Origin of the sequence: Mesorhizobium sp. BAC0120 (assembly GCF_033542235.1) — a bacterium.
Taxonomy (GTDB): domain Bacteria; phylum Pseudomonadota; class Alphaproteobacteria; order Rhizobiales; family Rhizobiaceae; genus JAWRCU01.
On the sequence record NZ_JAWRCU010000002.1, the window covers coordinates 348,293 to 374,988 of the forward strand.

Below are 26,696 nucleotides of genomic sequence, written 5' to 3' on the forward strand. Positions count from 1 at the left end.
TAGCTGGGAACGGGCTTGGCAGTCCGGTCACGGCCAACTAGGCCGCCTTGGCCATCTTCCGGCGCACCGGGATGCGCACCGAAACGATGGTGCCGGCCCCTTCGGTCGATTTGATCTTCAGCGCTCCGCCATGCAGCTCGGCCAGCGAGCGCGAGATGGCAAGCCCAAGGCCGGAACCGGCGTGGCTCTTGGTGAACTGGTTCTGGACCTGCTCGAAAGGCCGGCCGAGCTTGGCGATCTTGTCCTTCGGAATCCCGCAGCCATTGTCCTCGATGCTGATGGTCATGGCGTTTGCGACATGACGCGCTCTCACCGAGATGTGCCCGCCTTCGCCGGTGAACTTCACCGCATTCGAGAGCAGGTTGATGACGATCTGCTTGATCGCGCGCTTGTCTGCGAACAGCGACATGTTCTCGGCAATGTCGGTCTCGACCGTGATCGATTTCTTCGCAGCCTGAAGCGAGACGACGCGCACCGTCTCGGTGATCAGCCGGCCGAGGCTGATCTCCTCGCGCTCCATGCTGAACTGGCCGGCCTCGATCTTCGACATGTCGAGTATGTCGTTGATGACGCCGAGCAGGTAACTGCCGCTCGAATGGATGTCGCGCGCATATTCGAGATAGCGCTCCGAGCCGAGCGGCCCGAATAGTCCGGATTCCATGACCTCGGAGAAGCCGATGATGGCGTTGAGGGGGGTCCTGAGCTCGTGCGACATATTGGCGAGGAACTCGGATTTGGCGCGGCTCGCCGCCTCCGCGCGCTCGGTCTCACGCATGTATTTCTTGTTGAGGTCGACAAGTTCGCGCGTCTTCTCGGCTTCGGCCTTGCGGGCCACGCTGAGGTCGTGGATCGTCGCCATCAACCGCCGCTCGCTCTCGACGAGCTTCTCCTGGTTGAGCTTGAGCTGCGTGATATCGGTGCCGATCGAGACCGTGCCGCTATCGCGCATCTTGAGCTCGGTGACCTGCAGCCAGCGGCCATCGGCAAGCTGACGCTCGTAGGTGGCGGCGCCCCGCGGGCCGTTGGCGCTGGCGAGCCGGCGCTCCGAAATCAACGGCTTCATGCGCGCCTCGATTACCTCGCGCTCTGCTCCGGGCGCCACGTCGCGTTCGGAAAGCCCGTGGTCCTGCTGGAACTTGGTGTTGCACATGACGAGCCGGTTGGCCGCATCCCAGAGCACGAAGGACTCCGAGGTGTTCTCGATCGCGGTCCTGAGCCGCATGTCGGCGGCTTCCGAGCGCAACGCCAGATGCCGTTGCTCGGTGACGTCGACGGCAATGCCGATCAGCTGGATTTCCGCCGCCTCGGGATCGATCACATGGGCGCGAACCCGCATCCAGACCCATTGGCCCGAAGCGTGACGCATTCTGAACACCTGATCGATGAGGTCGATCTCGCGCGAGACGATCTTGTTCGCGAGGTCGAACAGGTCGCCGTCTTGATCGTGAATGATGTCGGCGACCTCGCCGAATGACAGCATGCGGTCGGCCGGCTCGTAGCCGAGCATGTCGTACATGGAGCGGGACCAGTACATCTTGCCACGCACCATGTCCCAGTCCCAGAGGCCGCAGCGGCCGCGCGCAAGGGCCAGGTCGATCCGCTGGTGCGCGTCGAGATAGATGCGGTCGGCGGCCTGGGCCCGAGCGGCTTGTGCGAAATAGGCGTAGAGGACGACGAGCAGGATGGAGGCCGTCAGCACGAACAACGTGACATTGAGCGACATCGCGCGCCGCCAGTCGAAGAACACGTCCGCTTGCGGGATCAGCGCGGCAGCGGCTGCATTGCGCTTGCCGCTGAGGTCGATGGCTGCGTACCAGTCCTGGCCATCGAGCGTGACCTGCATGACGCCGGCCCGCTCGCCGAACATGAATAGGGGCTGGCCAGAGGTGAACAGCTCATCGAGATGCTTGCCTTGCCAGGCCGCGCCAGCCTGCGAGACGGCGACGACTTTGAAGTCCCCGTCGGTAATTGCCAGCACGAAGCCGTTGCCGAAGGCGCCGTCCTCGGCCGTGCGATCGAGGATGTGCCGCCCGGTCGCCTCGTCGGTGACCGTTCCCGTAGGGGTGAGCATGACGGCGTTGATGAGCTCGCCAGCCGACAGCGCCAACATCGCCTTGGCGTTGCGCTCGATGTCGTCGCGCCAGTTGATCAGCGAGAGGAAACGAACCGCCGCAACGACGACAAGGAAGAGGACGATGAGGGTTGGAATCGAGCGTCGTAACCATGGCTCTGCAGCCAGCATCCGGCGATAGGCCGGCTCTGCGACGATGCGCGCATTGCCGCGCGGGCCGGCCTCTTGCCTCTGCCGCCTGCGCGCAAAAATCGACCCACCGGGCGCGCTCCACGCGTCCGCATTCGCCATGCCTATGGCTCTCCTGAGCTTCATGTCCCCTTGGCGATCCGGCAACGCCGCACAGCCGAATCGCTAGTAAAGAATCACTCGCGATTCGCCTTGTCCAGGGGGCGATGGTTAAAATTTGAAGAATGTGCCCTGCAGGGGCCGTGCGCTTTGCTTTTGCCGCATGATCCTGTCCGAAAAGTCTGCAACTTTTGCCGCGCTGACCTTCGGTTCGGGATCAAGCTCTTACGCCAGCGTGCGCTCGACGATGTCGCGCAGGTCCGCCGAGAGGTTCGGCTCGGCAGCGAGCCTGAGCAACGCCTCGCGCGCCTTCTTCTGCCGCACCGGTTCAAGCGAGCGCCAGGAGCGCAGCCCAGTCGCAAGCCGCGCCGAGACCTGCGGGTTCCGTTTTTCGATCTCCAGCACGGTGTCCGCAAAGAGCATGTAGCCCCCGCCGTCAGGCCGGTGAAAGCCGGTCTGATTGGCCGTCGAGAAGGTACCGATCACCGAGCGCACGCGGTTCGGATTCGAGATCGAGAAGGCCGGATGGCGCATGAGCGCGCGAACGCGTTCCACGGATTGTGGGCCGGGAATGGCCGCCTGGATCTGGAACCATTTGTCGAGCACCAGCGGATCGGACCGGTAGCGCGCCTCGAAGCAGGCGAGCGCTTCCTCGGCTTGCCCCTTGGCGGCATGCCGGTGCGCAAGGATCGTAAGAGCGGCTGCACGGTCGGTCATGTTGTTCGCGGCCGCGAACTGCTTGGCCGCCCGGGTCGGGTCACTGGTGCTGAGAAAATCGAGCAGCGCGTTGCGCAGCGCTCGTCGCCCGGCGCTCGCCGCGTCCGGACTGAAGGTGTTGCCGCCGCTGAACTCGGCAAACAGCCGTTCGAACAGGCTGGCATTGGCCTTCGCTATCGCTCTGGAGAGCGCCTCGCGCGCCGCAAAGATGGCGTCCGGGTCGATGTTGTTGCCGAGCTCGCGGGCGATATCGGCTTCGCCGGGCAGCGCGAGCGCCAGAGCGCGGAAGGCAGGCTCCAGCGCCTCGTTCGCTGCAATGGCGCCGGCCAGGCCGGTCAGGTCGCTGGAGAATTCCGGCTCCTTGCCGCCACGGATCTGCCGCGAGCCCACCATCAGCGCGTCGGCAAGCAGCGAGTTGAACGCCTGCCAGCGCGAGAAGGGGTCGCTGTCATGGCGGGCCAGGAAGGCGCGCTCGTCCTGCGTCTGCTCGATCGAGAGCGTTATCGGCGCCGAAAAGCCCCGGTTGAGCGAAAGCGCCGGCCGCTCTTTGATATCGCTGAAGCGGACCGTGTGGCGGCGTTTGCGCACGTGTATGATGCCGTTCTCGACAGCCGCGCCGTCGACATGGCCATGATCGATATCCTGGCCGTCCTTGCCGACAAGACCGAAGGCGAGCGGGATATGCATCAGCCGCTTGCGACTTTCCGACGGAGTCGGCGGCACGGACTGCTCGATCTCGAGGAAAAGCTCGGACGCCTCCTTGTTGTAGGACGCGGTGACGGTGAGGTTGGGTGTTCCGGCCTGATGGTACCAGAGGGCGAATTGCGAGAGGTCGCGCCCAGTAACGTCCTCGAACACTTTCAGGAAATCTTCGACGGTGGCCGCGTCGCCGTCATGCCGCTCGAAATAGAGGTCCATCCCCTTGCGGAAGAGCTCGGCGCCTAAAATAGTGCGGATCATACGCACCACTTCCGAGCCCTTCTCGTAGACGGTCGAGGTGTAGAAGTTGTTGATCTCGCGATAGCGCCGCGGCCGTACGGGATGGGCGAGCGGCCCCTGGTCCTCCGGGAACTGGTGGGCGCGCAGCGTGCGCACCTCGGCAATGCGCTTCACCGCGCGCGAGCGCTGGTCGGCTGAGAACTCGTGGTCGCGAAAAACGGTCAGCCCTTCCTTGAGGCAGAGCTGGAACCAATCGCGGCAAGTGATTCTGTTGCCTGTCCAATTATGGAAGTATTCGTGCGCGATCACCGCCTCGATGCCGGCGAAGTCAGTGTCGGTCGCCGTGTCGACGTCGGCCAGCACGTATTTGTCATTGAAGATGTTGAGGCCCTTGTTTTCCATGGCCCCCATGTTGAAGTCGGAGACTGCTACGACATTGAACACGTCGAGGTCGTATTCACGGCCGTATGTCTCCTCGTCCCAGCGCATCGAGCGCTTGAGGGCGTCCATCGCGTAAGCTGCGCGTGACTCCTTGCCATGCTCGACATAGATGCCGAGCTTGACCGTCCTCCCGGAGGCGGTGACAAACTCATCCTCGACCACGCCGAGGTCGCCCGCCACGAGCGCAAAAAGATAGCTGGGCTTGGGGAAGGGGTCGCGCCAGACCGCATAGTGGCGGCCGTCGGCGAGATCGCCGGCCTCGGCCGGGTTGCCGTTCGAGAGCAGCAGTGGCGCTTCCTTGCGGTCGGCTTCGATGCGCACGGTATAGACAGAAAGGACATCAGGCCGGTCGAGGAAATAGGTGATGCGGCGGAAGCCCTCCGCCTCGCATTGCGTGCAGTAGTTGCCGTTGGAGCGGTAAAGTCCCATCAGCGCCTCGTTCTTGGCGGGCGCGAGCTCGGTCTCGATCGTCAGCAGGAAACGGCGGGCGTGAGGCGGCTTGGGGATTGACAGGCTGTCTGGCGTCGCGACGAAAGCGGAAGCGCTTGCAGGCATCCCGTCGATCGCCAGCCCTTTCAACGCCAGCCCGTCGCCGTCGAGCACCAGCGGTGCATCGAGCGGCGCGTCCTCGCGCCTTTCGACCGTGAGCTTTGCGATGACTACGGTCGAGTCGGGTGAAAGCCGAAATGTGAGGTCGGTCTCGGGAATGAGAAAAGAGCTCGGACGATAGTCTTCCAGGCGAAAGACCTGGCCGGTGTCGGTTCGCATTCCGTGCTTGTCCTGATTCCTGCGGCACGCCGAGGGGCGGATTGGCCCAATAATTTGAGGTCGGTGCCCTTTACACGAAACCACCTCTCGACAAAACTGCCCTAAGGCTTATTTCAAGCGCACCTCCCGCTCACAGTTAATTCATCATCACGAGGCTGCCATGACTATCGCCACACCGAAGTTCGGGATGGGGGCATCCGTTTTGCGCGTGGAGGACAAGTCCTTCATAACGGGGAACGGCCGTTACACGGACGACATCGCGCCTGCCGATGTGCTGCATGGCTACGTTTTGCGTTCGCCGATCGCCAAGGGGAGCTTCAAGATCGTCTCGACCGAGGCTGCCAGGAATGCGCCGGGCGTCCGCCTGGTACTGACCGGCGCCGACCTCGCCCATCTCGGTGCGCTCCGCTCCGGTGTCATGCAAGAGCAGCCGGACGGCAGCAAGGCGCCGACGCGCGACATCCCGATCCTGTGCCGCGATCGCGTCCACCATGTCGGCGACGCCGTAGCCTTCATCGTTGCCGATACCCGCGCGCTTGCGCAGGACGCGGCCGAGCTGATCGAGGTCGAATACGAGAGCGAGCCGGCTGCGGTCGACACCGTGACCGCGCTTGGCGAGGATACGCCGCTGGTCTGGCCGGAGCTCGGCTCCAACCGCGCCTTCGCCTACGAGATCGGCGACAGGAAAAAGACCGACGCCGCATTCGCGCAAGCCGCGAAAGTGGTCGGCATCAAATTCGTCAACAACCGGCTCGTATGCAACTATATGGAGCCGCGTTCGGCGATTGGCGAGTGGAACGAGGACGAGGACCGCTACGTCCTGACCAGCGGTTCGCAGGGCGTGCACGGCCTGCGCGATATCATTGCCAAGAAGGTATTCAAAGTCGCGCCGAAGAAGGTGCGCGTGATCACGCCTGATGTCGGCGGCGGCTTCGGTCCGAAGAGCATGGTGTATCGTGAGTATCCGCTGGTGCTGGAGGCTGCAAAACGCCTCGGGCGGCCGGTGAAATGGACCAGCGATCGCAACGAGCATTTTCTCTCCGACGCACAAGGTCGGGACAATTTCGCCGAGGCCGAGATGGCACTCGACGAAGACGGCCGCTTTCTCGCTTTGCGCATCCACGTCCTGGCCAATCTCGGCGCCTACGTCCATCAGTATGGCCCGGCTGTCCCGACCATCGGGGTCAGCATGTCGACGGGTGTCTACGACATTCAGACGCTCTTCGTGGCGGTCGATGGCGTCTATACCAACACCGTTCCGGTGGACGCTTATCGCGGGGCCGGACGCCCGGAAGCGGCTTTCCTGATCGAAAAACTCGTCGACGAGTGCGCCAGGGAGCTAGGGCTGGGTCGCGAAGAAATCCGCCGCCGCAACTTCATTCGCCCAGAGCAGTTCCCTTACCGGACTGCGACCGACCGGCTCTATGACGTCGGCGAGTTCGATGGCCACATGACGCTGGCGCTGGAGCGCGCCGGATGGGCCGATTTCGACCAGCGGCTGAGAGACTCGCAGGCGAGAGGTAAGATCCGGGGCATCGGCATGGCGACCTACATCGAGGCCTGCGCCTTTCCGGGCTCGGAGCCGGCCTATCTCCAGCTCAACGGCGACGGCACGGTGACGCTCTCGATCGGCACACAGACCAATGGGCAGGGACATGCGACCGCCTATGCGCAGTTCATCGCCGAGAAGCTCAATATCGACATCTCGAAGATCACCGTCCATCAGGGCGACACCGACCGGCTGAAGGCGGGCGGCGGCACGGGCGGTTCGCGCTCCATACCGCTCGGCGGCGTCTCCGCAGCCCGCGCAGGTGAGGACCTCGCCGAGAAGATCAAGCGGATCGCCGCCGACGAGCTCGAAGCGTCGGCCGGCGACATCGAGCTCGTCGATGGCACGGCGCGCATTGTCGGCACCGACCGATCCATCACCTTCGCCGACGTCGCCAAGGCAGCCAAGCAGCCACGCGATCTCCAGGGTTTCGGCGAATTCGAGCAGGACGAGTGCACCTATCCGAACGGCACGCATGTCTCGGAGGTCGAGATCGACCCGGAGACCGGCGTTGCCGAGATCGTCGGCTACACGGTCGTGGACGATTTCGGGGTGACCGTGAACCCGATCCTGCTCGCCGGCCAGATCCATGGCGGCGTGGTGCAGGGTATCGGTCAGGCATTGACCGAGAACACCGTCTACGGCGAGGACGGCCAGCTGCTGACTGCAAGCTTCATGGACTATTCGATGCCTCGCGCCGACGCCGTGCCGTTCTTCCATTTCGAGACGCGTAACGTGCCTTCGACGACGAATGCGCTCGGCATCAAAGGCGCGGGCGAGGCGGGAACGATCGGCGCGGCGCCCGCCGTCGTCAATGCAGTCACGGACGCGCTCTACCGAGCCTATGGTATCCGACATATCGATATGCCGGCGACGCCGCTGCGCATCTGGAGTGCCATTCAGCAGGCAAAATCAGGGACCTGACGAAGACATTGGAACCGATGCGTGCGGATCGCGCGTGAGAGGAAATTGATGCGCGCGACTTGCAGAGCATGACAGCGGCTTCCGGTGCAGGGCTCCAGAAGGAGCAACTCGCCAACACGCTGACCGGCATCCTGCTGAAGGTCGCCTCGGTGGCGATCTTTGTGGGTATGTCGTCCTGCATCAAGCTGGCCGGAGACCTGCCGGCGGGCGAGATCGTCTTCTTCCGCTCCTTCTTCGCCGTCATTCCCGTCCTCGCCGTCTTTGCGTGGCGCGGACAACTTCGGAGCGCCCTCGCAACCAGTCATCCGCTCTCCCACATCGCCCGCGGTATGGTAGGTGTCGCTGCGATGGGGCTCAGTTTCTTTGCGCTCACCCGGCTGCCACTCCCGGAAGCGATCACGCTCAATTACGCTCAGCCCTTGCTGGTCGTCGTCTTCAGCGTGATCTGCCTCGGCGAGACGATCCACATCTACCGATGGAGCGCAGTGATCGTGGGCCTGATCGGCGTCTTGATCATCTCCTGGCCGAAGCTCACGCTGTTTTCCACTGGCGCCGGCTTCTCCGATCAGGAGGCGGTGGGCGTTGTCGCCGCGCTCGTCTCCGCCGCTGTTTCTGCGGTTGCCATGATTTTGGTGCGCCGGCTGGTGCGTACCGAAAAGTCGACGACGATCGTACTCTGGTTTTCACTGACTGCGAGCGCGATCGCGCTTCTGACCATACCGTTCGGCTGGAAGCAGCCGACGATCGAGCAGGCTACGCTGCTGATCGCGGCAGGTTTCTGCGGAGGCATCGCGCAGATCCTGATGACGGAGGCTTACCGCCACGCGGAGGCTTCGACTGTCGCGCCGTTCGAATACACCTCGATGATCCTCAGCATCATCTCGGGCTACCTCCTCTTTGCCGACCTCCCGACCATCCATACGCTGATCGGCGGGACGATCGTGGTTGGCGCTGGCCTCTTCATCGTCTGGCGGGAGCGCCAGCTCGGCATCAAGCGGGGAGCCGCGCGCAAGCTGACGCCGCCGGTCTGAATTTAACCAGCGCTCGTCGCGGCCTGCTCCTGCCGAAGCGTTGCGATGAAGCGTTTTGTCCGCTCGCGCCGGGGATTGCCGAAGATCGCGCTCGCCGGTCCGGCCTCCACGACGACGCCGGCCTCCAGGAACATGACCTCGTTGGCGATGTTCGAAGCCAGCCGCAGATCGTGCGTGGCCATCACCATGGTCGTGCCCTCCTTGGCGAGCTGAGCCAGCACTTCGACCACCTCTTCAGCAAGTTCCGGATCGAGCGCCGAAGTCGGCTCGTCGCAAAGCAGCACTTTCGGCGACGGCGCCAGCGCCCGCGCGATCGCGACCCGCTGCTGCTGTCCGCCCGACAATGTCGAGGGCCAGGCATCGGCCTTGGCCGCCAGCCCGACCTTCTCGAGCAGCGCCAATGCCCGCTCGCGCGCCTTCGGGACAGGCCATTTCTGCACCGTGATCAGCCCCTCCATGATGTTCTCGATGGCGGTGCGATGCGGGAAAAGCTGGAAATTCTGGAACACCATGCCCGTCTGCCGCCGCAAGCGCTGGATGTCGCTTGTCGCCACCTTGCCGCCGGGATGGAACTGCAGGACGTCGTCGCCGATGCGTACCGTACCCGAGGTCGGGATCTCGAGCAGGTTTATGCAGCGCAGCAGGGTGCTCTTGCCGCCGCCCGAAGGTCCGATCAGGGCCGTCACGGTACCCTCGGCAATGGTGACGCTCACATCCTTCAGTACCAGATGGTCGCCGAAACGCTTCTCGATATTCTTGAGCTCGATCACGACCGCGCCTCCAGGAAGCCGCCATAGCGCCCGAGCCGCTTCTCCAGCCGCACCTGGAGCGCCGACAGGACCGAACTCAGCGCGAGATAGATGAGCGCCGCCTCGATATAGAGGATCAGCGGCTCGTAAGTGACGGCGACAACGCGCTGGGCAGCCTGGAACAGCTCCGGCACGGTAATGGCGGCAGCAAGCGAAGTATCCTTCACCAGCGAGATGAAGGTGTTGGACAGGGGCGGCACTGCTACCCGCCCGGCTTGCGGCAGGATGGTGCGGCGCATCGCCTGCGACCATGTCATGCCGATCGAATAGGCGGCTTCCCACTGGCCCCTGGGCACCGAGCCGATGACGGCGCGGATGATTTCGGACGTGTAGGCGCCGATGTTGAGGGTGAAGCCGATCAGCGCGGCGGGAAATGCATCGAGCACGATGCCGACCGAAGGCAAACCATAGAAGATCAGGAAGAGCTGCACCAGAAGCGGCGTGCCCCGGATGATCCAGACATAGAAACGCACGATGGCCGCGAGCGGCGCCGGCCCGAAAAGCCTGAGAAGCGCAACGCCGAGGCCAACCAGCAGGCCGAAGGCGAAGGAGAGCACGGTGAGCGGTGCTGTGAACGCGATCGCTGCCCAGAGCAGGGGCCCAAGCGATTCCAGCATGAGTTGCAGCCAATGCGGCACGAGCGGACCTTTCTAAAGCATCGGACCGAAAAGTGCACGTAGCGGTTTTCGGACAAATCCGATGCGTAAAAAAAGAAATAAGCGGCCAGAAGGCCGGAATTCCGGACTGCCGCCATAACAAACGAAAGCGGCGTGCCGGGCAACCGGACGCCGCTTGATGCTTCTGGTCGGCGAGCCTGGGGGCCGGCTCACCTTGCAGGACTGTTACTGCGACACGTCCTGGCCGAAATAGATGTCGGCGATCTTCTGATAGGCGCCGTCCGCCTTGATCTCGTCAAGCGCCTTGTTGATGGCGGCCACCAACTCCGGATCGCCCTTCTTGACGATGACGCCGGAATAGTCGGCGTTCTCCTGCTGGGCCGCAATCTTCACATTGGCGTCGGGCTTGTGCTTCTTGAAATCATAGAAGGACAGGCTGTCGTTGATCGTGGCGTCGGCGCGGCCGTTGAGCACCAGCTGAATCGACTGGTCGAAGCCGTCGGTGCCGACCAGCTCGGCGCCCGAGCTTTCCGCCAGCTTGCCAAAATTCGACGTCAGCGTCTGCGCCGACTTCTTGCCCTTCAGATCCGCGAAGCTCTTGATCTCGTCATTGTCGCCACGCACGATCAGCACTGCCTTGGAGGCGATATAGGGATTGGAGAAATCATATTTGGCCTTGCGCGCTTCGGTAATGCCGACCTGGTTGATGACCGCATCGTAGCGATCGGCGTCGAGGCCCGCGATCAACCCGTCCCAGCGCCCTTCCAGGAACTCGGCCTTGACGCCGAGGCGCTTGGCGATCTCGCGGCCTATTTCGACGTCGAAGCCGGTCAGCGCCCCTGACGCATCGTGATAGGTGAAAGGCGCATAGGTGCCTTCCGTGCCGATTCGGAAGACGCCGGTCTGCTTGATCTTGTCAAGATTTGCGCCGGCATGCGCGCCAGCGAGCGCCAGAACCTGAACGGCGCCGGCGACGACGAGTGACTTGAGCCATTTCATTTTTGCAGCCCCTGTGATGTGGCCGGCAAGGCGCCGGAACCTGTTGAGGTGCCCAAAGATTTGGCAGAACCTCACGGGCGATTTAAGGAATGAAATTTCGAAGGCAATGGCTTTGGAGCATTTTGTTCTCGGCCGGGCGCTCGTTGCAGCATGTCTCCTGAAAGCGGGGTTTCGGGACAAGGGCATGCGTCGAAACAAAGGCTAGCGCGAGGAGGGGCTTAGCCCGTCTTCCGGTACCGATTTCAAGACTACGCCTGTCCTGCCGCCATCTTTTGAAGCGCGAATCGTGTCTGTTCGTCGGCGGGGAAGAAGGATTCGATTGCGAGTTCCGACAGCGTCACGTCGAGCGGCGTGCCGAACACGCTGATCGTGCTGATGAATGACAGCACCAGATCTTTCGCCTTGATGCGTAGCGGGTGCACGATCGCCGTTCCTTCATCGTGGATGGTCCGTAACCGTGTCACTCCCGATGGATATGTGAGCATCTCGGCCTCGAGTTCCTCCAACGCGGGATCGCCGGTCGTCTCGATGAGGCGGCGCAGCCGCGCCAGGAGATGGGCGCGCCATTCGGGGAGGTTGACGATGCGCGGCGCAAGGCCCTTGGGATGCAAGCTGAGCCGCATCACGTTGACAGGCGGGGCGAGCAGCGACGCCTCGGCAATTCCTTCGAGGAGGGGAGCCACCATGCCGTTACCGGCGACCATGTTCCAGTGCCGGTCGACCGCCAGCGCCGGGTTTGGCTCATGTCCCCTGAGCACGCTTTCGACGGCTGCCAGCGCGGGCGCCAGCGACGGATGGTCGAGGGGCCGTTCGCCGAAGTTGGGCGCAAAGCCGGCCGCGACGAGCAGCCGGTTGCGTTGTCGAAGCGGAATGTCCAGCCGCTCGGACAATTTTAGAACCATGTCGCGCGAAGGCTGCGCCCGTCCGCTCTCGATGAAGGAGAGGTGCCGCTGCGAGACTTCCGCCTCGCTCGCGAGGTCGAGCTGGCTCATGCGCCGGCGCGTCCGCCATTCACGGATCAGCACGCCGATTTCGGATCGGGATTGGTTCATGAAGGGAACGATATAGCCGCGCCTGCTGCCTATCCATTACCTGCGAGGTAATGGCTTTTCATGTCGTGGGAGCAGGGGACAGTTTACTTTTTTCCGCTCGCACTAGCCTTGAAGCGGCACAGCGTGTCTACGGAAAAAAGTAAACTGTCCCCGGCACGAACCCGTCAGCCAAGCGCCCTGAGCTTCGCTTTCACCTCCAGGAAATCGCGCCAGGCGAGCCGTTTGTGCGCCGGATTGCGCAGGAGATAGGCGGGATGCAGGGTCGGCATGACCGGGATCTCCTTGCCGGAAGCAGTGCGGTGAACGCGCCAGTTGCCGCGCAGCTTCATGATACCTTCGGGCGTGCCGATGACCACCTTGGCCGAGGGCCCGCCGAGCGAAACGAGAACCTTCGGGTCCGCAAGCTCGATCTGTCGTTCGATGAATGCCCGGCAGATCTCCGTTTCCTGCGGCGTGGGCGTGCGGTTGCCGGGCGGCCGCCAGGGGATGACATTGGCGATGTAGGCGGACGTGCGATCCATGCCGATGGCGGCGAGCATGCGGTCGAGCAGCTGTCCGGAACGACCGACGAAAGGCTTGCCTTCGATGTCTTCGTCCCGTCCCGGCGCCTCGCCGACAAGCATCAGCGGGCCTTCGGGGTTGCCGTCGGAAAAAACGAGCGATTTCGCAGTGTATCGGAGGTTGCAGCCTTCGAACGCGCCCATCGCATCGCGGAGCTCGTCCAGGGTCCTTGCGCGCGCGGCAAGCTCGCGGGCGAGCAGCACTTGGCCTTCGTCCGGCACCGCGGCTGTCGGTTGCTGAGGCCGTGCCGGTTGAGCGGGCCGAGGTTCTTGTGCCTGCGGAACTCGAGCAGGGCCGTCGGCGCGGACAGCCTGGGTGACGACATCTCCCGCCGCAGGGGCCTGACTCGCCTGCGGGCCGGCAACGCCGGTCTTGGCTGCCTGGGTTGCGAATTCGGCAAAGCGGTCGATGGCGACTTCCTCGATCGCCTCATCGACGCCAGCCTCGGCATAGAATTTGAGCAGTTCGCGAAGTTCTACGGTCAACCGATTCTCATCGTTCAAGAAACTGGCGCAATTCTCAGGAAGAGGGGATGTGCGGATCCTGGACGATATAGAACTGGGCGCGCGGGGTGAAGTCCGTTACCAGGAAGCTGAAGGCGGCGCTCTTAAGCGGGTCGACCTTGCCTTCCAGGAACCGCAGTCGGTCATAGGGCTCGAAATCGCGGCTGTACTGCTGGAAGGCATCCGAATGGATGCTTTCTGCATCCATTCGCCGCTGATCGAAGGAAAGCCCATCGCCGAACAGGCTCGGCTGGCCCTTGATCTCCTGCAGCTCGAACTCGAACTCCACCCATGCGAGTCCGCTATTGTTGAGCGTGACGATACGGAAGTAGGTGAAGCCGAAGCCGGAATCGTCGCCGAAAGCGTATGACGGAACGATGCCTTGGGCGCGGATGACCAGTGTGACCGGGCTCGCCGATTGGAGCTCTTCCTGGATCACGACAGGATCGTCGCGAGTACCCTTGCCGCTGATGCCGGTGATCATGAAGCCGCCGAGTTCGTCCGAGAAGGAATAATTGCCGGCAACCCACTTCCTGCCGTCTTCGGCACGAGCCCTTTCAGGGACAATTCCGGTCATGCCGGCGGCGACTGCAATCAGAAGCGCCGATAGAGCATGCCGGAGTGCAAGGCATCGCATCAGCGGAGTATGAGCGAGATTCAAGCCGGCGCAACATGAAAAAGATGGCAGGGCGAAGAATGAAGCCGGCGAAGGTGAACTTGCCCGTTGGCATCGACTTTGTGTCGCATCTGCTGGGGAATTTTGACGCCTTGACCAGATAGGCTATTGCAGGCAACCCGGATACGCGCCAATTCGACCGGCAGGCAGTGGGAGAGATCGGATGAGCGAGACTGAACGCGAAAGCATGGAATTCGACGTGGTGATCGTCGGCGCAGGGCCGGCTGGGCTCGCCGCGGCGATCCGGCTGAAGCAGCTCAATCCCGACCTCTCCGTCGTGGTGCTGGAGAAGGGGTCAGAGGTCGGCGCGCACATCCTCTCGGGCGCCGTCGTCGACCCGATCGGCATCGACCGCCTGCTGCCCGGCTGGCGAGATACGGCTGACCACCCCTTCAAGACGACCGTCACCGACGACCGCTTCCTGCTGCTCACCGAGGCCGGCTCGTTGCGCCTGCCGAACTTCATGATGCCGCCGCTGATGAACAATCACGGCAACTATATTGTCTCGCTCGGCAATGTCTGCCGCTGGCTTGGCAGCCAGGCGGAGGCGCTCGGTGTCGAGATCTATCCCGGCTTTGCCGCCGCGGACCTGGTCTTTGATGCCGAGGGAAGGGTCACCGGCGTGATCACGGGCGACATGGGGGTGGAGCGCGACGGGACGCACGGCCCGGGCTACACGCCGGGCATGGCGCTGATGGGCAAGTATGTGCTGATCGGGGAGGGCGCGCGGGGCTCGCTCGCCAAGAAGCTGATCGCCAGGTTCAGGCTCGACGAAGGCTGCGATCCCCCCAAATTCGGCATCGGGCTCAAGGAGCTCTGGCAAGTGGCGCCGGACAAGCACAAGCCCGGCCTTGTCCAGCATTCCTTCGGCTGGCCGCTCGACGGGTCAACCGGGGGCGGCTCGTTCCTCTATCATCTCGAGGACAATCTGGTGGCCGTCGGCTTCGTAGTCCACCTCAACTACAAGAATCCCTATCTCTCACCTTTCGAGGAGTTTCAGCGCTTCAAGACGCATCCTGCCATCCGCGGCACCTTCGAGGGGGCAAAACGCATCGGATATGGCGCGCGCGCCATCACCGAAGGCGGCTGGCAATCGGTGCCGAAGCTTACGTTCCCCGGCGGCGCGCTGATCGGCTGCTCCGCGGGCTTCGTCAATGTGCCGCGCATCAAGGGCTCCCACAATGCCGTGCTCTCCGGGATGCTCGCAGCCGAGCACGTTGCCGTGGCGATTTCGGCGGGCCGCGCCCATGACGAGCTCAATGGCTACGAGGACGAGTGGCGGAGTTCCGACATCGGCAAGGACCTGAAGAAGGTCAGAAACGTCAAGCCGCTATGGTCGCGCTTCGGCACCGTCGTGGGCGTCGTGCTCGGCGGTTTCGACATGTGGATGAACACGCTGTTCGGCGCTTCGCCGTTCGGCACCATGAAACATGGCAAGCCTGACTACGCATCGCTCGACCCGGCTGAGAAGCATCGGCCTATCGCCTATCCCAAGGCCGATGGGGTGCTGACTTTCGACCGGCTCTCCTCGGTGTTCCTTTCGAACACCAACCATGAAGAGAACCAGCCGGTCCACCTGCAGGTCAAGGATATGGACCTGGAGAAGCGCTCCGAGCACGATGTCTTCGCCGGCCCATCGAGCCGCTACTGCCCGGCCGGGGTTTACGAGTGGGTCGAGGAAGGTGGAGAGCCGAAGTTCGTGATCAACGCGCAGAACTGCGTCCACTGCAAGACCTGCGATATCAAGGACCCCGACCAGAACATCAATTGGGTGCCGCCACAGGGGGGTGAGGGACCGGTCTATATGAACATGTGAACTGTGGGGGGCCGCGGATTAGCAAGGGCCGCATCACTACTCCCAAAGTGCGAAAAACTTGAATCGCGGCCGGGCTTATGATGTCCTCCGGGAAGGAGGACAAAACCCATGCGACCCCCCATCTTCTTCGCAGCCTCCATGGCAACGGTGGCCCTGCTCATTCCGCCGAATGTTGCATCTGCAGCCGTATCGGTGAAGGCCAGGACGGTCACCTACAGTATCAGCGGCAAGAACGGCGCGGCACTTCTCGAAGTAATGGATCGGCGCGGGCCCAAGCACGGCTTCCTCACGCACGCCATTGCCCAGACCGCCTATACCGTGTCCTGGACTATCGACTGGCGGGAAAGGGGCGACAGCTGCCGCATCGCGGATGCTGCCGCCTTGCTCTCGATCACCTACACCTTTCCTCAGGTTTCGGGGCAAATGTCGCCCAACCTGGAAAGGCACTGGGCACGCTTCATGGCGGGCGTGCGAAAGCACGAACAGACACATGGCCGCATCGCTCGCCAGATGGTGAACGAGGCTCAGCGGTCGCTGTCCGGGCTTTTCGACGCTAACGACCCGGGATGCCGAAGGACACAAGCCGAGGTGAAGCAGGTGATCGCCACCGTTTACGCCAAATACGAGGCGCGGCAGCTGGCATTCGACCAGGTCGAGCACGCCCCGGGCGGCAACGTCGAAAGGCTGGTTATGATGCTCAGCCAGGGCTAGGGCCTTCTGACCTAGGTTGGCGCTGCCCCTCACCCTTACCCTCTCCCCGTGAAAAACGGGGAGAGGGGGTTCGAGACGTTGCCGCCCCCTCTTCCCGTCCTTACGGGGAGAGGGTAAGGGTGAGGGTCGGCGCCGGGAGTTGCAGAAGCACTAGCGCACGGCCAGTTTCAGAACACCGACTTGCGCGTTTCGGCAGAGGCTGTCGCGCTCTCCTCATTGTCCTGGGGCAGCTTCCCGCCGCTGAACGCGAATTCGACAAGCACGGGCAAATGGTCCGACCCGACCGCATCCAGTGCTCGAGCAGACAGGATCGAGATGTCTCCCTTGGAGAAGACCTGGTCGATCGGCAGCCCGATATAGGGCCGCAACACGTCGGGCAGGCGGCGGTCGAGCCAGGTCGGCCCGATGCCGGCGACATGGCTGAGCCCTGCATCGGCCTCGACCCGCCGCACAGTGGCGCTCCAGGTCGCTGCGTTGAGGTCACCGGCAAGCAGCGCAGTATTGCCGAGCGCGGCAAGATCGGGCCGGAGTTCTTGGAGCTGCTCCGACTGATGGGATGGCCAGGGCCAGGCGAGATGCAGCGCCGCCACCTGCAAGGAGCGGCCGCCGAAATCGATGTCAGCGAGGGCCAGCGCGCCCTCGTTGAGGCAGCGGCCAGGTGCACCATCGAGGAATGGCCGCCTGGACAGCACGGCGTTGCCACCGATACGGTTCGGCGCATCGCAGACGATCGAATAGGGATACATCGCCGCGATCGCAGCAATTCGCGGCATCCAATCGACCGAGACTTCCTCGAGCGTGATGACGTCCGGTTTGGTCCTGCCGATCAGCGACAGCACCTTCTCCGACGCCTTGTTGTCGAAGCGCAGGTTGAGCTGCAAGAGCCGGTACACCGCGCGCCCGTTCGCTGCGTCGCCGGCTGCCGCGCTCGTAGCGCCGAAGAGTGGAAAGGCCGGCATTGTGGTCCACAACGCCAGCACCCCAAGTGCGACTGCGAGCAGCCCCTGCTTCCAGTAGATCGACGCCAGCAGGATGAGCCCGCAAATTCCGAGCAGCGCTGCCAGATGAGCGCGGAAATGAGCAAATGAGTCGAATGCCGGATGCAAATTGGCCAGCAGCCCAAGCACGAGCGGGATGGAAAGCACCGTCGCGCCTGCAAACACCAGGGTCGCCGCAGTATGCACTATGCCGCTTCGTTCCATAGCGCGTCATTACGCGGCAAATTGCGGCCCATTCAAGGTAGCGCGCGGGGGAACTTTGGGGCACAGCCTACCTATTTCGACTCGCAGCCTTGGCTTAAGTTGCATCGCCGGAGCCGGCAGACTGCCCCAGGGTCCTCACTGAAAGGCTGTTTCCGAAAAGCTTCTGAGCTTGCGCGAATGCAATCGTTCCAGCGGCATTTCGGCCAGCTTCTCGACCGCACGGATGCCGATCGTCAGATGCTGGGCAACCTGGCGTTTATAGAATTCGGTCGCCATGCCGGGCAGCTTCAGTTCGCCATGCAGAGGCTTGTCGGACACGCAAAGCAGCGTTCCGTAGGGCACGCGGAAGCGGAAGCCGTTGGCGGCGATCGTCGCCGACTCCATGTCGAGCGCGATCGCGCGTGACTGCGACAGGCGCTGAACCGGGCCGCGCTGGTCGCGCAGCTCCCAGTTGCGGTTGTCGATGGTCGCCACCGTCCCAGTCCGCATGACGCGCTTGAGGTCATAGCCGGCGAGCCCGGTCACCTCCGCCACTGCGCCTTCAAGCGCGACCTGTACCTCGGCCAGAGCCGGGATCGGCACCCATACCGGCAGGTCGTCGTCCAGCACATGGTCCTCGCGAACATAGGCATGCGCCAGCACATAGTCACCGAGCGCCTGGGTGTTGCGCAGGCCAGCGCAGTGGCCGAGCATGAGCCAGGCATGCGGGCGCAGCACAGCGATGTGGTCGGTGATCGTCTTGGCGTTGGACGGCCCGACGCCGATATTGACCATGGTGATGCCGCCGTGGCCGGGCTTCACCAGATGATAGGCCGGCATCTGCGGCATTCGCGAAGGCGTGGAGCCTTCCTGCGGAGCGACCTCGCCGGCCGGAGTGACGACATTTCCTGGTTCTATGAAAGCGGAGTAGCCGCGACCGCCTTGCGCCATCAGCTCACGCGCATAGACGCAGAACTCGTCGATGTAGAACTGGTAGTTGGTGAAGAGCACGAAATTCTGGAAATGCTTCGGCCTCGTCGCCGTGTAGTGGGAAAGACGGTGCAGCGAATAGTCGATACGCTGCGCCGTGAAGGGCGCAAGCGGCAGCGGATCGCCCGGCACAGGCTCGAAGGTGCCGTTGGCGATATGGTCGTCCGTGCTGTTGAGGTCCGGCACGTCGAACACGTCGCGCAGCGGCCGCTTGATCCGATCGGCAATGGATCCTTCGACATAGACGTCTTCGCCGAAAGCGAAGTGCAGAGGGATCGGTGTCGACGACTCCGAAACGGTGACGGGCACGCCGTGATTGCGGATCAGGAGCCCCAGCTGGTCGATGAGATAGCTCTCGAAGAGGTCCGGCCGGGTGACGGTCGTCGTGTATTGGCCAGGCGCGGGCACATGACCATAGGAGACGCGTGTGTCGATCTGGGCGTAAGTCGTCGTGGTGATGCCAACCTCGGGGTAAAAGGCCCGGTAGCGCACGTTTCCCTGCTTGCCTTCGGCCAGTTCGAGGAAGGACTGCCGCAGGAAATTTGTATTGCGGCCGTAGAGTTCCTTGAGGGCCCCGACCGCCTCGACCGGATCGGTGAAATGCCGGCGCGGGTAGGGATCCGGGCTGACGACCCGTGCAATGGGTGTGGGAAAGATTCGATGTTCCATGACCTATTATAGTGAAGGTATCCGGCAGTTGGGAGAGGCAGACCGGCTTTACAAAGCGATCCAGCCCCTTCTTTCGCCCACTAAACGCGCTGCAGGCTGACGAGCAGCACAAGTCCCATGCCGTTTTTGGCCGGGGCCGGCGCTTCGATCACGACCCGGTTACCGGCATTGACATGGGTCACCAAGGCGATCGGTGCAACCAATAACGCAAACAAGACACCGGCAGGGACAAGCGAGCGGAGTGTTGCGATCGAGCGGATCATTTTCGGTCTCGTTTCAACAAGTCGAGGTTTGGCTATCATCTGGCTGGAACGGCGCAGACCAGGCCGTGGTCGAAAACGCAGGGCACGACGACGCCAATGTTCCACGAACGCGCCGGGCGGCTCGCTTCAGCGACAAGCGATGCGAACGCCATCCCGAAAACTGTGATGAGCAGGCAGACGATCGTGAAGCGGCGGACAAGCATGGCGTTCCCCTCGATTTCGGCTGGGAGGATACGTGTGCCGCGCTGAACCCGTCCTGATGGGCTTGTTCATGCCGCGTTCAAGAACATTAAGATTTTAGGGATCAGGGCTCGCCTTGCGTTCTGGGCACCCATGCCTATCTGGTTGGAGCAATCCGAACCAAGAGGAACAGCCTATGGCCACGGAGCCGATCGAACTGCACTACTGGCCGACCCCGAACGGCTACAAGATCACCATTATGCTGGAGGAACTCGGTGTTCCCTACCGCGTGGAATATGTGAACATAGGTAAGGGAGATCAGTTCGAGCCGTCCTTCCTCAAGATCGCGCCGAACAACCGAATGCCTGCAATTGTCGATCCGGACGGACCGGGCGGCGAGCCGATCTCGATCTTCGAGTCGGGGGCCATCCTGCAATATCTTGGCCGCAAGTACGGCAAGTTCTACCCGACCGACGAACGTACCCGCGTCGAAGTCGAGCAGTGGCTGTTCTGGCAGGTGGGCGGACTTGGTCCAATGGCCGGCCAAGCCCATCATTTCCGGCAATATTCGCCCGAAAAGCTTCAGTACGCCATCGACCGATATACGAATGAGTGCAATCGGCTCTACGGCGTGATGAACAAACGGCTTGGCGATCGCGAATTCCTTGCCGGCGACTATTCCATTGCCGACATGGCCTCCTTCCCATGGGTTCGACCTTACAAGAACCAGGGGCAGGATCTTGACGAATTCCCCAATCTGAAGCGCTGGTTCGACACCATCTCCAAACGGCCCGCCGTCGAGCGCGCCCTGCTGGTCGGCCAGGCGGAGCCCGAAAGAGCCGCCGATCTCGCGACTGACAAGGATGCGCAGAAGGTATTGTTCGGGCAGAGGGCGAGAGCCTGATAGTAAGGGAGTAGAGTAGGGGGAATAGGGCAGTAAGGGGAATAGGGGGCACCACCCTTTGGCCTCCGCTGGCGGAGATCAAGGATTGGTCCACTCCCTTACTCCCCTATTCCCCTACTGCCTTATTGCCCTACAACCTCACCCACGTCTGGCTCCTGCAAATCAGGCCGCCCAGGAGGCAGCCGCTCATCGTGAAGGAGTCTCCTTCGAGCCTTCCCTTGCCTGAATAGGTCTTGCCGTCGGCAGGGTTGGTGATCGAGCCGACGTATGTGCCGTCGCCTCTGGGCGTCATCCTGCCGATCTGCTGCCCGGCATAGCGGCCGTCCTTCAGACTGATGCAGAGGGCCCTGCCGCAATTGGATATGGCAGCCGTGTCGCCAGGCTTCGTCCTCCAACGTCCCACGACCATGTCGGCAGAGAAGGCCGAACCCAAGGTTGACGCCGCGACCAGGACTCCGAGAATTATTGCTCTTGCCATGACTTGCCCTTTTGAGGGGGAACGCGAAGTCAGGCCCACTGTTCCCCGAGTTTTTGAGCCCCAAAAAGGCCGCTGGCCCGTCTCGAAATTGTCCCATGCCCCTGATCCCTAGTCGTCCTGAGCTCTCGACGATCAGGATGTGAGGGGCGCGCTGAGTGCGCGAAGTGGAATATGCGTAGTTTTTGCGTTGCACTCATGGCGGTGCTGATGGCCGCGGGCATGGCGCGCGCGGCACAGCCGATCCAAACCAAGCAGGACGTGCTCGCCTGGATGAACGCATACGATCCGAAGCGCGATTTTGCCCGTGCACCATCGGTCATGAAGAAGGCGAGTAACATCGGCGTGCTGAGCGATCCGGAGGCAGCGGGTATGTATGTAGGCTTCATGGCTGGGATGATCGCCTCCAGACCTGAGAAGGCCGACGCCACGGTCCAAAAACTGCTCGTCATTCGCCCGGCCGATTACTGGGCAATTGTCCGCGCCATCGCCTATTCCGGCCATCCCGACTGGCCGGGGCTCATGACCCGGTTCGCGCCGAAGATGCCGACCCGCGAACTGATGGCGCAGCGTTATCTCGATGGCAAGCTGCCGACGCCGGCCACTCGCGTCACCGAAGAGAAGACATCGTGGAGCGACCGCTTCAATCCCGCCAACTGGTTCTCCGGGAAGGACAAGGAGAAGCAGGTTGCTCTCGACGAGCGTCCGGAGATGCTCGACGTCTACTGGGGCTATTATTTCGCCACCCGAGGTTCCTGGCCCCTCGAACGCATGATCAGGATGCTGCCCTGGGCGGACGAGCGCGACAATGTCGAGAAGCTGACAATTGGCAGCATGGCCAAGTACACGCTCGCGATGAACGCGTCGCGTGACACCAGGGTGCTCGGATTTCTCAAGGGGCTGCGGGTGCAGCAGACGGATGAGAAGACCCTGAAGCAGCTGTCCGAGACGATCGAAGCCGCCGAGACGGCAGAGACCTCGGAGCTGCGCAGGACCGCGCTCGCCCGGATGGAGGACCTCAAGCGCCTGGGCCCAGGCAACAAACGTGATATGGCTTTGTGGGGCAAGATCGGTCAGGGCGTGATCTCTTTGGGATGCGTCGCCGCGGCCGCGACCGGCCAGGCCGCTCTGGGCCTGCCCTGCGTGATTGGAGGCGCGGCCTCCTCGGCGGCGCTGTACTATCTGACGTCGCCCTGAACGCCCGTTTCCTCGAACCTCACGCGATTCTTGGTAAGCAAGGAGTTGATATCAGGGGCCAGAATTTTCCGATCATTTTCGGCGAAGTGTCGGTAAATCCGGCATCCGTATCGTTAATGGTTTCTCGCGTTTACCCATTGTTTTAGCTTTGTTTTCGGCAAATTAAGCAAGCCATTTAACGGCGGATTCAAGGCTCCGCCTCATCCTCCTGAACCATCGGACGGGAGCGTTTCGGGGACAAAGAAACGCCTCTCAGGAGAGTGACAGGGGACGAAAAATGGCACGTTTTGAAATTCTTGAAGCAGGCATCGGCTCGATCGGTTCGAATGCTCAGGCCGACATCCTTTTGGAGCTCGGCATGATGTATGCGACGGGTCGCGACTGCGAGACCGACATTGTCGCCGCGCACAAATGGTTCAACATCGCGGCTATCAAGGGCTCGGCCCGCGCCGCCGAACTGCGCGCGGAGCTTTCGGCGTCGATGACCAAGGCGGAGATCGCCCGGGCGCTCCGCGAAGCGCGCGAATGGATGACGATGCACTGAGAAGTGAGTTCCTTCCGCCGGACGTGCTCCAACACGCTGGCGCAAGGGCATGGCACGGATCGGGCATGGGATGCCTGGGGGACGGTGCCGACAAAAAAGCCGCGACCGGCAGGAACAAAGCCGGCGCGGCTTTCTATTTGCTCATTCATCTCATGGCCTATCTGCGCCAGAGTGACTGGCACTGCCGGACTGCTACGCGGAGATGGCATTGCCGAAGCACGTCGATTATGGAATCGGATGACGTGCTGACCATGGAGGAAACTACAATGAGAATGAAAACAGTTTTGGGCGCGGCGCTGCTGAGCTGGGCGCTCGGCGCGACGGCGGCCCTTGCCGACGACATCACTTTTGCGGTCGTGGGCCCGATGACGGGACAGCTCGCCACAATCGGCGATCAGTTCAAGCACGGGGCCGAAGCCGCGGCCGCCGCGATCAATGCCAAAGGCGGCGTCATGGGCCGCCAGATCAAGCTTGCGATCGAGGACGATCAGTGCGATCCCAAGCAGGCAGTGTCGGTGGCGAACCGCATCGTCGCCAATGGCATCAAGTTCATTGACGGCCATGCCTGCTCGGGCTCGAGCATTCCGGCTTCCGCCGTCTATGCCGAGAGCAACTTTCTGATGATGAGCCCGGCCTCGTCGAACCCGTTGCTCACCGACGATGCGGCCAAGAACGGCTGGACGACGATCATGCGCCTTTACACGCGCGATGATGCGCAGGGCGCCTTCATCGGCCCGTGGATCGCCAAGAAATATGCTGGCAAGAACGTCGTCATCCTGCACGACAAGAGCGCTTACGGACAGGGCGTGGCGGACGCCGTCAAGGCGACGATGAACAAGGACGGCCTGAAAGAGATCCTCTACGAAGGCATCAATGCGGGCGAGAAGGATTATTCCGCGCTCGTGACCAAGCTGAAGGATCTGAAGGCGGACGTCGTTTACTTTGGCGGCTATCACAACGAGGCCGGCCTGATCCTGCGCCAGGCGGCCGAGGCCGGCTTCAAGTTCCAGCTGATCATGCCCGATTCCATCGCCACGCCTGAATTCTGGCAGATTGCCGGTCCCGCAGGCGAGGGCACGCTGTTCGTCTTCCCGGCCGACCCGCAGTCGAAGCCGGAAGCCAAGGAGGCGGTCGAGGCGATCAAGAAGGGCGGCTTCGTGCCGGAAGGCTTCACGCTCTTCACCTATGCCGTGATCCAGGCTTTTGCCCAGGGCATCGAGCGGGCCGGCTCGGACGACCCGGCGGCCGTTGCTGCGGCCTTGAAGAACGGCGAGCCGATCAACACCGTCATCGGGCCGATCACCTTCGACGAAAAGGGCGACATCAAGAACGCCGCCTATGACATCAATGTCTGGCACGACGGCAAATATTCGAAGCTGCAGGAATAGTTGCTTCGTCCGTATCAAGAAATGGCCGGGCATTGTCCCGGCCATTTTTTTTAGATGCAGGCCTCAAGCGTAAGCCAGGCTTGCGACCATAACGCCGAGGAGCACCGCCACTATCCCCGCGAGGAACCATTGGAGGGTGCGCCGGTAGACCGGCTCGCGTTCGTCGGCGATCTGCAGCGAGCGCCAGAGCGCAACGAGCTGGATAAGGATCGCGATAACGATCAGGCCGGCGGCGACCACCGACAGTGAATTCCATGCGCCGGGCGCTTCGAAATTCCAGAAGCGCAGGAAATAGAGCGAAAAGGCAAGCATAACCGTGATCGCGGTGATGACGCCTTGCCTGTAACCGACCGGGAGGCCCGGTGCGGAAGGTGGTTTCTTTTCAGGCGCCCCGTCTTGGCTCACGTCGGGCCCTTTCCAGCCGCAGCCTCGAATCGAACCAGCACCGTGCCGTCCGTCACCTGCGCGCCCTCGATAACGATCTCGGCAACGACCGCGTCATGCGGTGCGGCGATCGCGTGTTCCATCTTCATGGCTTCGAGCACCAGCAGCGGCTGCCCCTTCGCAACGCTCTCTCCCTTGCCGACGCGCACCAACTTGACCAGGCCCGGCATAGGCGCCCGGATCGCCTCATGACCGGCGACTGCCTCGGCGACGCGTTCGAACGGGTTCGGCACGACGAAAGTGCAGCTGCCGGCGGGACTGAAGAGCGTGATGTGCCCGGGCCAGTGCGCCGCACGCAGAGCCTGGTCGAGATCGAAAGAGAATGCCCTGTCATGGCCATCCAGCCTGATTTCAGCCCGGCCGCCGGGCAGGAGCATAGCAGAGGCCGCGAATTCCATCTCGCCATAGCTCAGTTCCACCTTCCGCGCCACCGGATTGAAATGAGAATAGGCTGCGAATCCCGACCACGGATCGTCCGAAATGGGTGCTTCGCTACGGTTGTCCGCGGCGGCAAGAGCGGCGAGCGCGATCGTTTGTTCGTCCGGCGCGGGCGTCCTGGTGAGTTCGTTCTGCTTGCGAGCAATGAGGCCGGTATCGACATCGCCTGCGGCAAAGTCGGGATCCGCCGCGAGCGCCGACAGGAAGGCGAGATTGGTCGTCGAGCCGGCAATTTCGGTTTCGATCAGCGCTTGGCCGAGCGCGGCCAGCGCGGCCGGGCGATCCGGCCCGTGCACCACCAGCTTTGCGATCAGCGGGTCGTAGAAGGGCGAAATCGAATTGCCGGCGCGCACGCCGGTCTCGACCCTCGGCGCTTTGCCTTCCGCCGGGAAGCGCAGGTGATGCAGCGTCCCGGTCGCCGGCAGGAAGCCCTTCGCCGGGTCCTCGGCATAGATGCGCGCCTCGAAAGCGTGGCCGTCGAACCGGATCTCCTCCTGCGCTCTCGGCAGCTTCTCGCCGGCTGCGACACGCAGCTGCCATTCGACGAGGTCGATGCCGGTCACCATCTCCGTTACCGGATGCTCGACCTGGAGGCGCGTGTTCATTTCCATGAACCAGAAGCCGTCGGGCGAAAGTCCTTGCGAACCGTCGACGATGAACTCCACCGTGCCGGCCCCCGAATACTTGATCGCCTGCGCGGCTTTCACCGCGGCGCCCGTCATTGCAGCGCGCATCGCGTCCGTCATGCCTGGGGCAGGGGCCTCCTCGATCACCTTCTGATGGCGCCGCTGCGCCGAGCAGTCGCGCTCGAAAAGATGGACGACGTTGCCGAAATTGTCGCCGAAGACCTGCACCTCGATGTGGCGCGGCTTCTCGACATATTTCTCGACGAGCACGCGGTCGTCGCCGAAGGCTGCTTTCGCCTCGCGCCGAGCCGCGGACAGCGCCTCCGCGAAATCGTCGGGATCGTCCACGCGGCGCATTCCCTTACCACCCCCGCCGGCGCGCGCTTTGATCAGCACGGGATAGCCGATCTCGCGCGCCTTGGTGGCGAGCAGCACCAGCCCCTGGTCTTCGCCGTGATATCCGGGCACGACCGGCACGCCCGCCTTCTCCATCAGCCGCTTGGCGGCGTCCTTCAGCCCCATGGCGCGGATAGAGGCAGCCGAGGGACCGATGAAGACGAGACCTGCCGCAGTCACTTCGTCGACGAAGTCGGGATTTTCCGAGAGGAAGCCGTAGCCGGGATGGATTGCCTCGGCGCCGGTCGCTTTCGCCGCCTCGATGATTTTGTCGCCGCTGAGATAGCTCTCGGCGGCCGGGGCCGGGCCGATATGCACCGCTTCGTCGGCTTGCGTCACATGCAGCGCCTTGGCATCTGCCTCCGAGTAGACGGCGACTGTGGCGATGCCGAGCCGCCGAGTCGTACGAATGACTCGGGCTGCGATCTCGCCGCGATTGGCGATGAGGATCTTGCGGAACATCGAGCCTCCAGCAGCAGGGCGCGGTTTACTTTATTCCGCCCATCCAGACCTGGAAACATCCCTGCCT

At 62.8% G+C, this 26,696-nt stretch carries 23 protein-coding genes; 8 read left to right on the top strand and 15 right to left on the bottom strand.

The window, feature by feature from the left end:
- Positions 1 to 37 precede the first annotated feature (37 nt).
- Positions 38 to 2,362, bottom strand: coding sequence for a PAS domain-containing sensor histidine kinase (locus SAZ10_RS05125; RefSeq protein WP_318608101.1), 2,325 nt, complete (start codon positions 2,360 to 2,362; stop codon positions 38 to 40).
- Between the two features lie 222 nt (positions 2,363 to 2,584).
- Entirely contained in the window at positions 2,585 to 5,224 is a 2,640-nt protein-coding gene (gene pepN / locus SAZ10_RS05130; RefSeq protein ID WP_318608102.1) for an aminopeptidase N, read from the bottom strand.
- A gap of 160 nt (positions 5,225 to 5,384) precedes the next feature.
- Here pepN and SAZ10_RS05135 point away from each other — a divergent pair, with 160 nt between their 5' ends.
- A complete protein-coding gene (locus SAZ10_RS05135) occupies positions 5,385 to 7,697 on the top strand; it encodes a xanthine dehydrogenase family protein molybdopterin-binding subunit (protein WP_318608103.1) in 2,313 nt (770 codons plus the stop codon).
- A gap of 68 nt (positions 7,698 to 7,765) precedes the next feature.
- On the top strand, positions 7,766 to 8,728 hold the full coding sequence (locus tag SAZ10_RS05140) for a DMT family transporter (protein ID WP_318608104.1): 963 nt from the start codon (positions 7,766 to 7,768) through the stop codon (positions 8,726 to 8,728).
- Between the two features lie 2 nt (positions 8,729 to 8,730).
- On the opposite strand, the gene SAZ10_RS05145 is transcribed toward SAZ10_RS05140, so the two are convergent.
- The 6 genes from SAZ10_RS05145 to SAZ10_RS05170 all read right to left on the bottom strand — a co-directional run bounded on the left by SAZ10_RS05145 (position 8,731) and on the right by SAZ10_RS05170 (position 13,846).
- A complete protein-coding gene (locus SAZ10_RS05145; protein ID WP_318608105.1) occupies positions 8,731 to 9,498 on the bottom strand; it encodes an amino acid ABC transporter ATP-binding protein in 768 nt (255 codons plus the stop codon).
- Complete coding sequence (locus SAZ10_RS05150; RefSeq protein ID WP_318608106.1) at positions 9,495 to 10,175, bottom strand: amino acid ABC transporter permease; 681 nt, start codon at positions 10,173 to 10,175, stop codon at positions 9,495 to 9,497. Before SAZ10_RS05150 ends, SAZ10_RS05145 begins: the two co-directional genes overlap by 4 nt.
- 204 nt (positions 10,176 to 10,379) lie before the next feature.
- Positions 10,380 to 11,153: an amino acid ABC transporter substrate-binding protein gene (locus SAZ10_RS05155; protein ID WP_318608107.1), complete on the bottom strand. Its 774-nt coding sequence runs from the start codon at positions 11,151 to 11,153 to the stop codon at positions 10,380 to 10,382.
- 248 nt (positions 11,154 to 11,401) lie between these two features.
- Positions 11,402 to 12,205: a helix-turn-helix transcriptional regulator gene (locus tag SAZ10_RS05160; protein WP_318608108.1), complete on the bottom strand. Its 804-nt coding sequence runs from the start codon at positions 12,203 to 12,205 to the stop codon at positions 11,402 to 11,404.
- A gap of 164 nt (positions 12,206 to 12,369) precedes the next feature.
- On the bottom strand, positions 12,370 to 13,251 hold the full coding sequence (locus SAZ10_RS05165) for a uracil-DNA glycosylase (RefSeq protein WP_318608109.1): 882 nt from the start codon (positions 13,249 to 13,251) through the stop codon (positions 12,370 to 12,372).
- Between the two features lie 34 nt (positions 13,252 to 13,285).
- Positions 13,286 to 13,846, bottom strand: coding sequence for a hypothetical protein (locus SAZ10_RS05170; protein ID WP_318608110.1), 561 nt, complete (start codon positions 13,844 to 13,846; stop codon positions 13,286 to 13,288).
- Positions 13,847 to 14,108: 262 nt separating this feature from the next.
- Here SAZ10_RS05170 and SAZ10_RS05175 point away from each other — a divergent pair, with 262 nt between their 5' ends.
- Together SAZ10_RS05175 and SAZ10_RS05180 are read left to right on the top strand one after the other, a co-directional pair.
- Positions 14,109 to 15,761, top strand: a complete 1,653-nt coding sequence (locus SAZ10_RS05175) for an electron transfer flavoprotein-ubiquinone oxidoreductase (RefSeq protein ID WP_318608111.1) — start codon at positions 14,109 to 14,111, stop codon at positions 15,759 to 15,761.
- Between the two features lie 108 nt (positions 15,762 to 15,869).
- Positions 15,870 to 16,472, top strand: coding sequence for a DUF922 domain-containing protein (locus tag SAZ10_RS05180; RefSeq protein ID WP_318608112.1), 603 nt, complete (start codon positions 15,870 to 15,872; stop codon positions 16,470 to 16,472).
- Positions 16,473 to 16,639: 167 nt separating this feature from the next.
- On the opposite strand, the gene SAZ10_RS05185 is transcribed toward SAZ10_RS05180, so the two are convergent.
- The 4 genes from SAZ10_RS05185 to SAZ10_RS05200 all read right to left on the bottom strand — a co-directional run bounded on the left by SAZ10_RS05185 (position 16,640) and on the right by SAZ10_RS05200 (position 19,778).
- Complete coding sequence (locus SAZ10_RS05185; protein WP_318608113.1) at positions 16,640 to 17,656, bottom strand: endonuclease/exonuclease/phosphatase family protein; 1,017 nt, start codon at positions 17,654 to 17,656, stop codon at positions 16,640 to 16,642.
- 153 nt (positions 17,657 to 17,809) lie between these two features.
- Positions 17,810 to 19,312, bottom strand: a complete 1,503-nt coding sequence (locus tag SAZ10_RS05190) for an AMP nucleosidase (protein WP_318608114.1) — start codon at positions 19,310 to 19,312, stop codon at positions 17,810 to 17,812.
- 80 nt (positions 19,313 to 19,392) lie between these two features.
- Positions 19,393 to 19,575: a hypothetical protein gene (locus tag SAZ10_RS05195; RefSeq protein ID WP_318608115.1), complete on the bottom strand. Its 183-nt coding sequence runs from the start codon at positions 19,573 to 19,575 to the stop codon at positions 19,393 to 19,395.
- A 35-nt stretch (positions 19,576 to 19,610) separates the two neighbouring features.
- Positions 19,611 to 19,778 (bottom strand): hypothetical protein, encoded by a 168-nt coding sequence (locus SAZ10_RS05200; RefSeq protein WP_318608116.1) that lies wholly within the window; start codon positions 19,776 to 19,778, stop codon positions 19,611 to 19,613.
- Positions 19,779 to 19,951: 173 nt separating this feature from the next.
- Between SAZ10_RS05200 and SAZ10_RS05205 the strand changes: the two genes are divergently transcribed.
- On the top strand, positions 19,952 to 20,659 hold the full coding sequence (locus SAZ10_RS05205) for a glutathione S-transferase N-terminal domain-containing protein (protein WP_318608117.1): 708 nt from the start codon (positions 19,952 to 19,954) through the stop codon (positions 20,657 to 20,659).
- 130 nt (positions 20,660 to 20,789) lie between these two features.
- Here SAZ10_RS05205 and SAZ10_RS05210 read toward each other — a convergent pair whose 3' ends face one another.
- Positions 20,790 to 21,137, bottom strand: coding sequence for a DUF2147 domain-containing protein (locus SAZ10_RS05210; protein WP_318608118.1), 348 nt, complete (start codon positions 21,135 to 21,137; stop codon positions 20,790 to 20,792).
- Between the two features lie 195 nt (positions 21,138 to 21,332).
- Here SAZ10_RS05210 and SAZ10_RS05215 point away from each other — a divergent pair, with 195 nt between their 5' ends.
- The 3 genes from SAZ10_RS05215 to SAZ10_RS05225 all read left to right on the top strand — a co-directional run bounded on the left by SAZ10_RS05215 (position 21,333) and on the right by SAZ10_RS05225 (position 24,263).
- Complete coding sequence (locus SAZ10_RS05215; RefSeq protein ID WP_318608119.1) at positions 21,333 to 22,331, top strand: hypothetical protein; 999 nt, start codon at positions 21,333 to 21,335, stop codon at positions 22,329 to 22,331.
- 277 nt (positions 22,332 to 22,608) lie between these two features.
- Entirely contained in the window at positions 22,609 to 22,875 is a 267-nt protein-coding gene (locus tag SAZ10_RS05220) for a sel1 repeat family protein (RefSeq protein ID WP_318608121.1), read from the top strand.
- A 266-nt stretch (positions 22,876 to 23,141) separates the two neighbouring features.
- Complete coding sequence (locus tag SAZ10_RS05225) at positions 23,142 to 24,263, top strand: ABC transporter substrate-binding protein (RefSeq protein ID WP_318608122.1); 1,122 nt, start codon at positions 23,142 to 23,144, stop codon at positions 24,261 to 24,263.
- A 63-nt stretch (positions 24,264 to 24,326) separates the two neighbouring features.
- Here SAZ10_RS05225 and SAZ10_RS05230 read toward each other — a convergent pair whose 3' ends face one another.
- On the bottom strand, positions 24,327 to 24,668 hold the full coding sequence (locus tag SAZ10_RS05230; RefSeq protein WP_318608123.1) for a hypothetical protein: 342 nt from the start codon (positions 24,666 to 24,668) through the stop codon (positions 24,327 to 24,329).
- Positions 24,665 to 26,629, bottom strand: a complete 1,965-nt coding sequence (locus SAZ10_RS05235) for an acetyl/propionyl/methylcrotonyl-CoA carboxylase subunit alpha (RefSeq protein WP_318608124.1) — start codon at positions 26,627 to 26,629, stop codon at positions 24,665 to 24,667. The genes SAZ10_RS05230 and SAZ10_RS05235 overlap by 4 nt, the downstream gene beginning before the upstream one ends.
- Positions 26,630 to 26,696 lie beyond the last annotated feature (67 nt).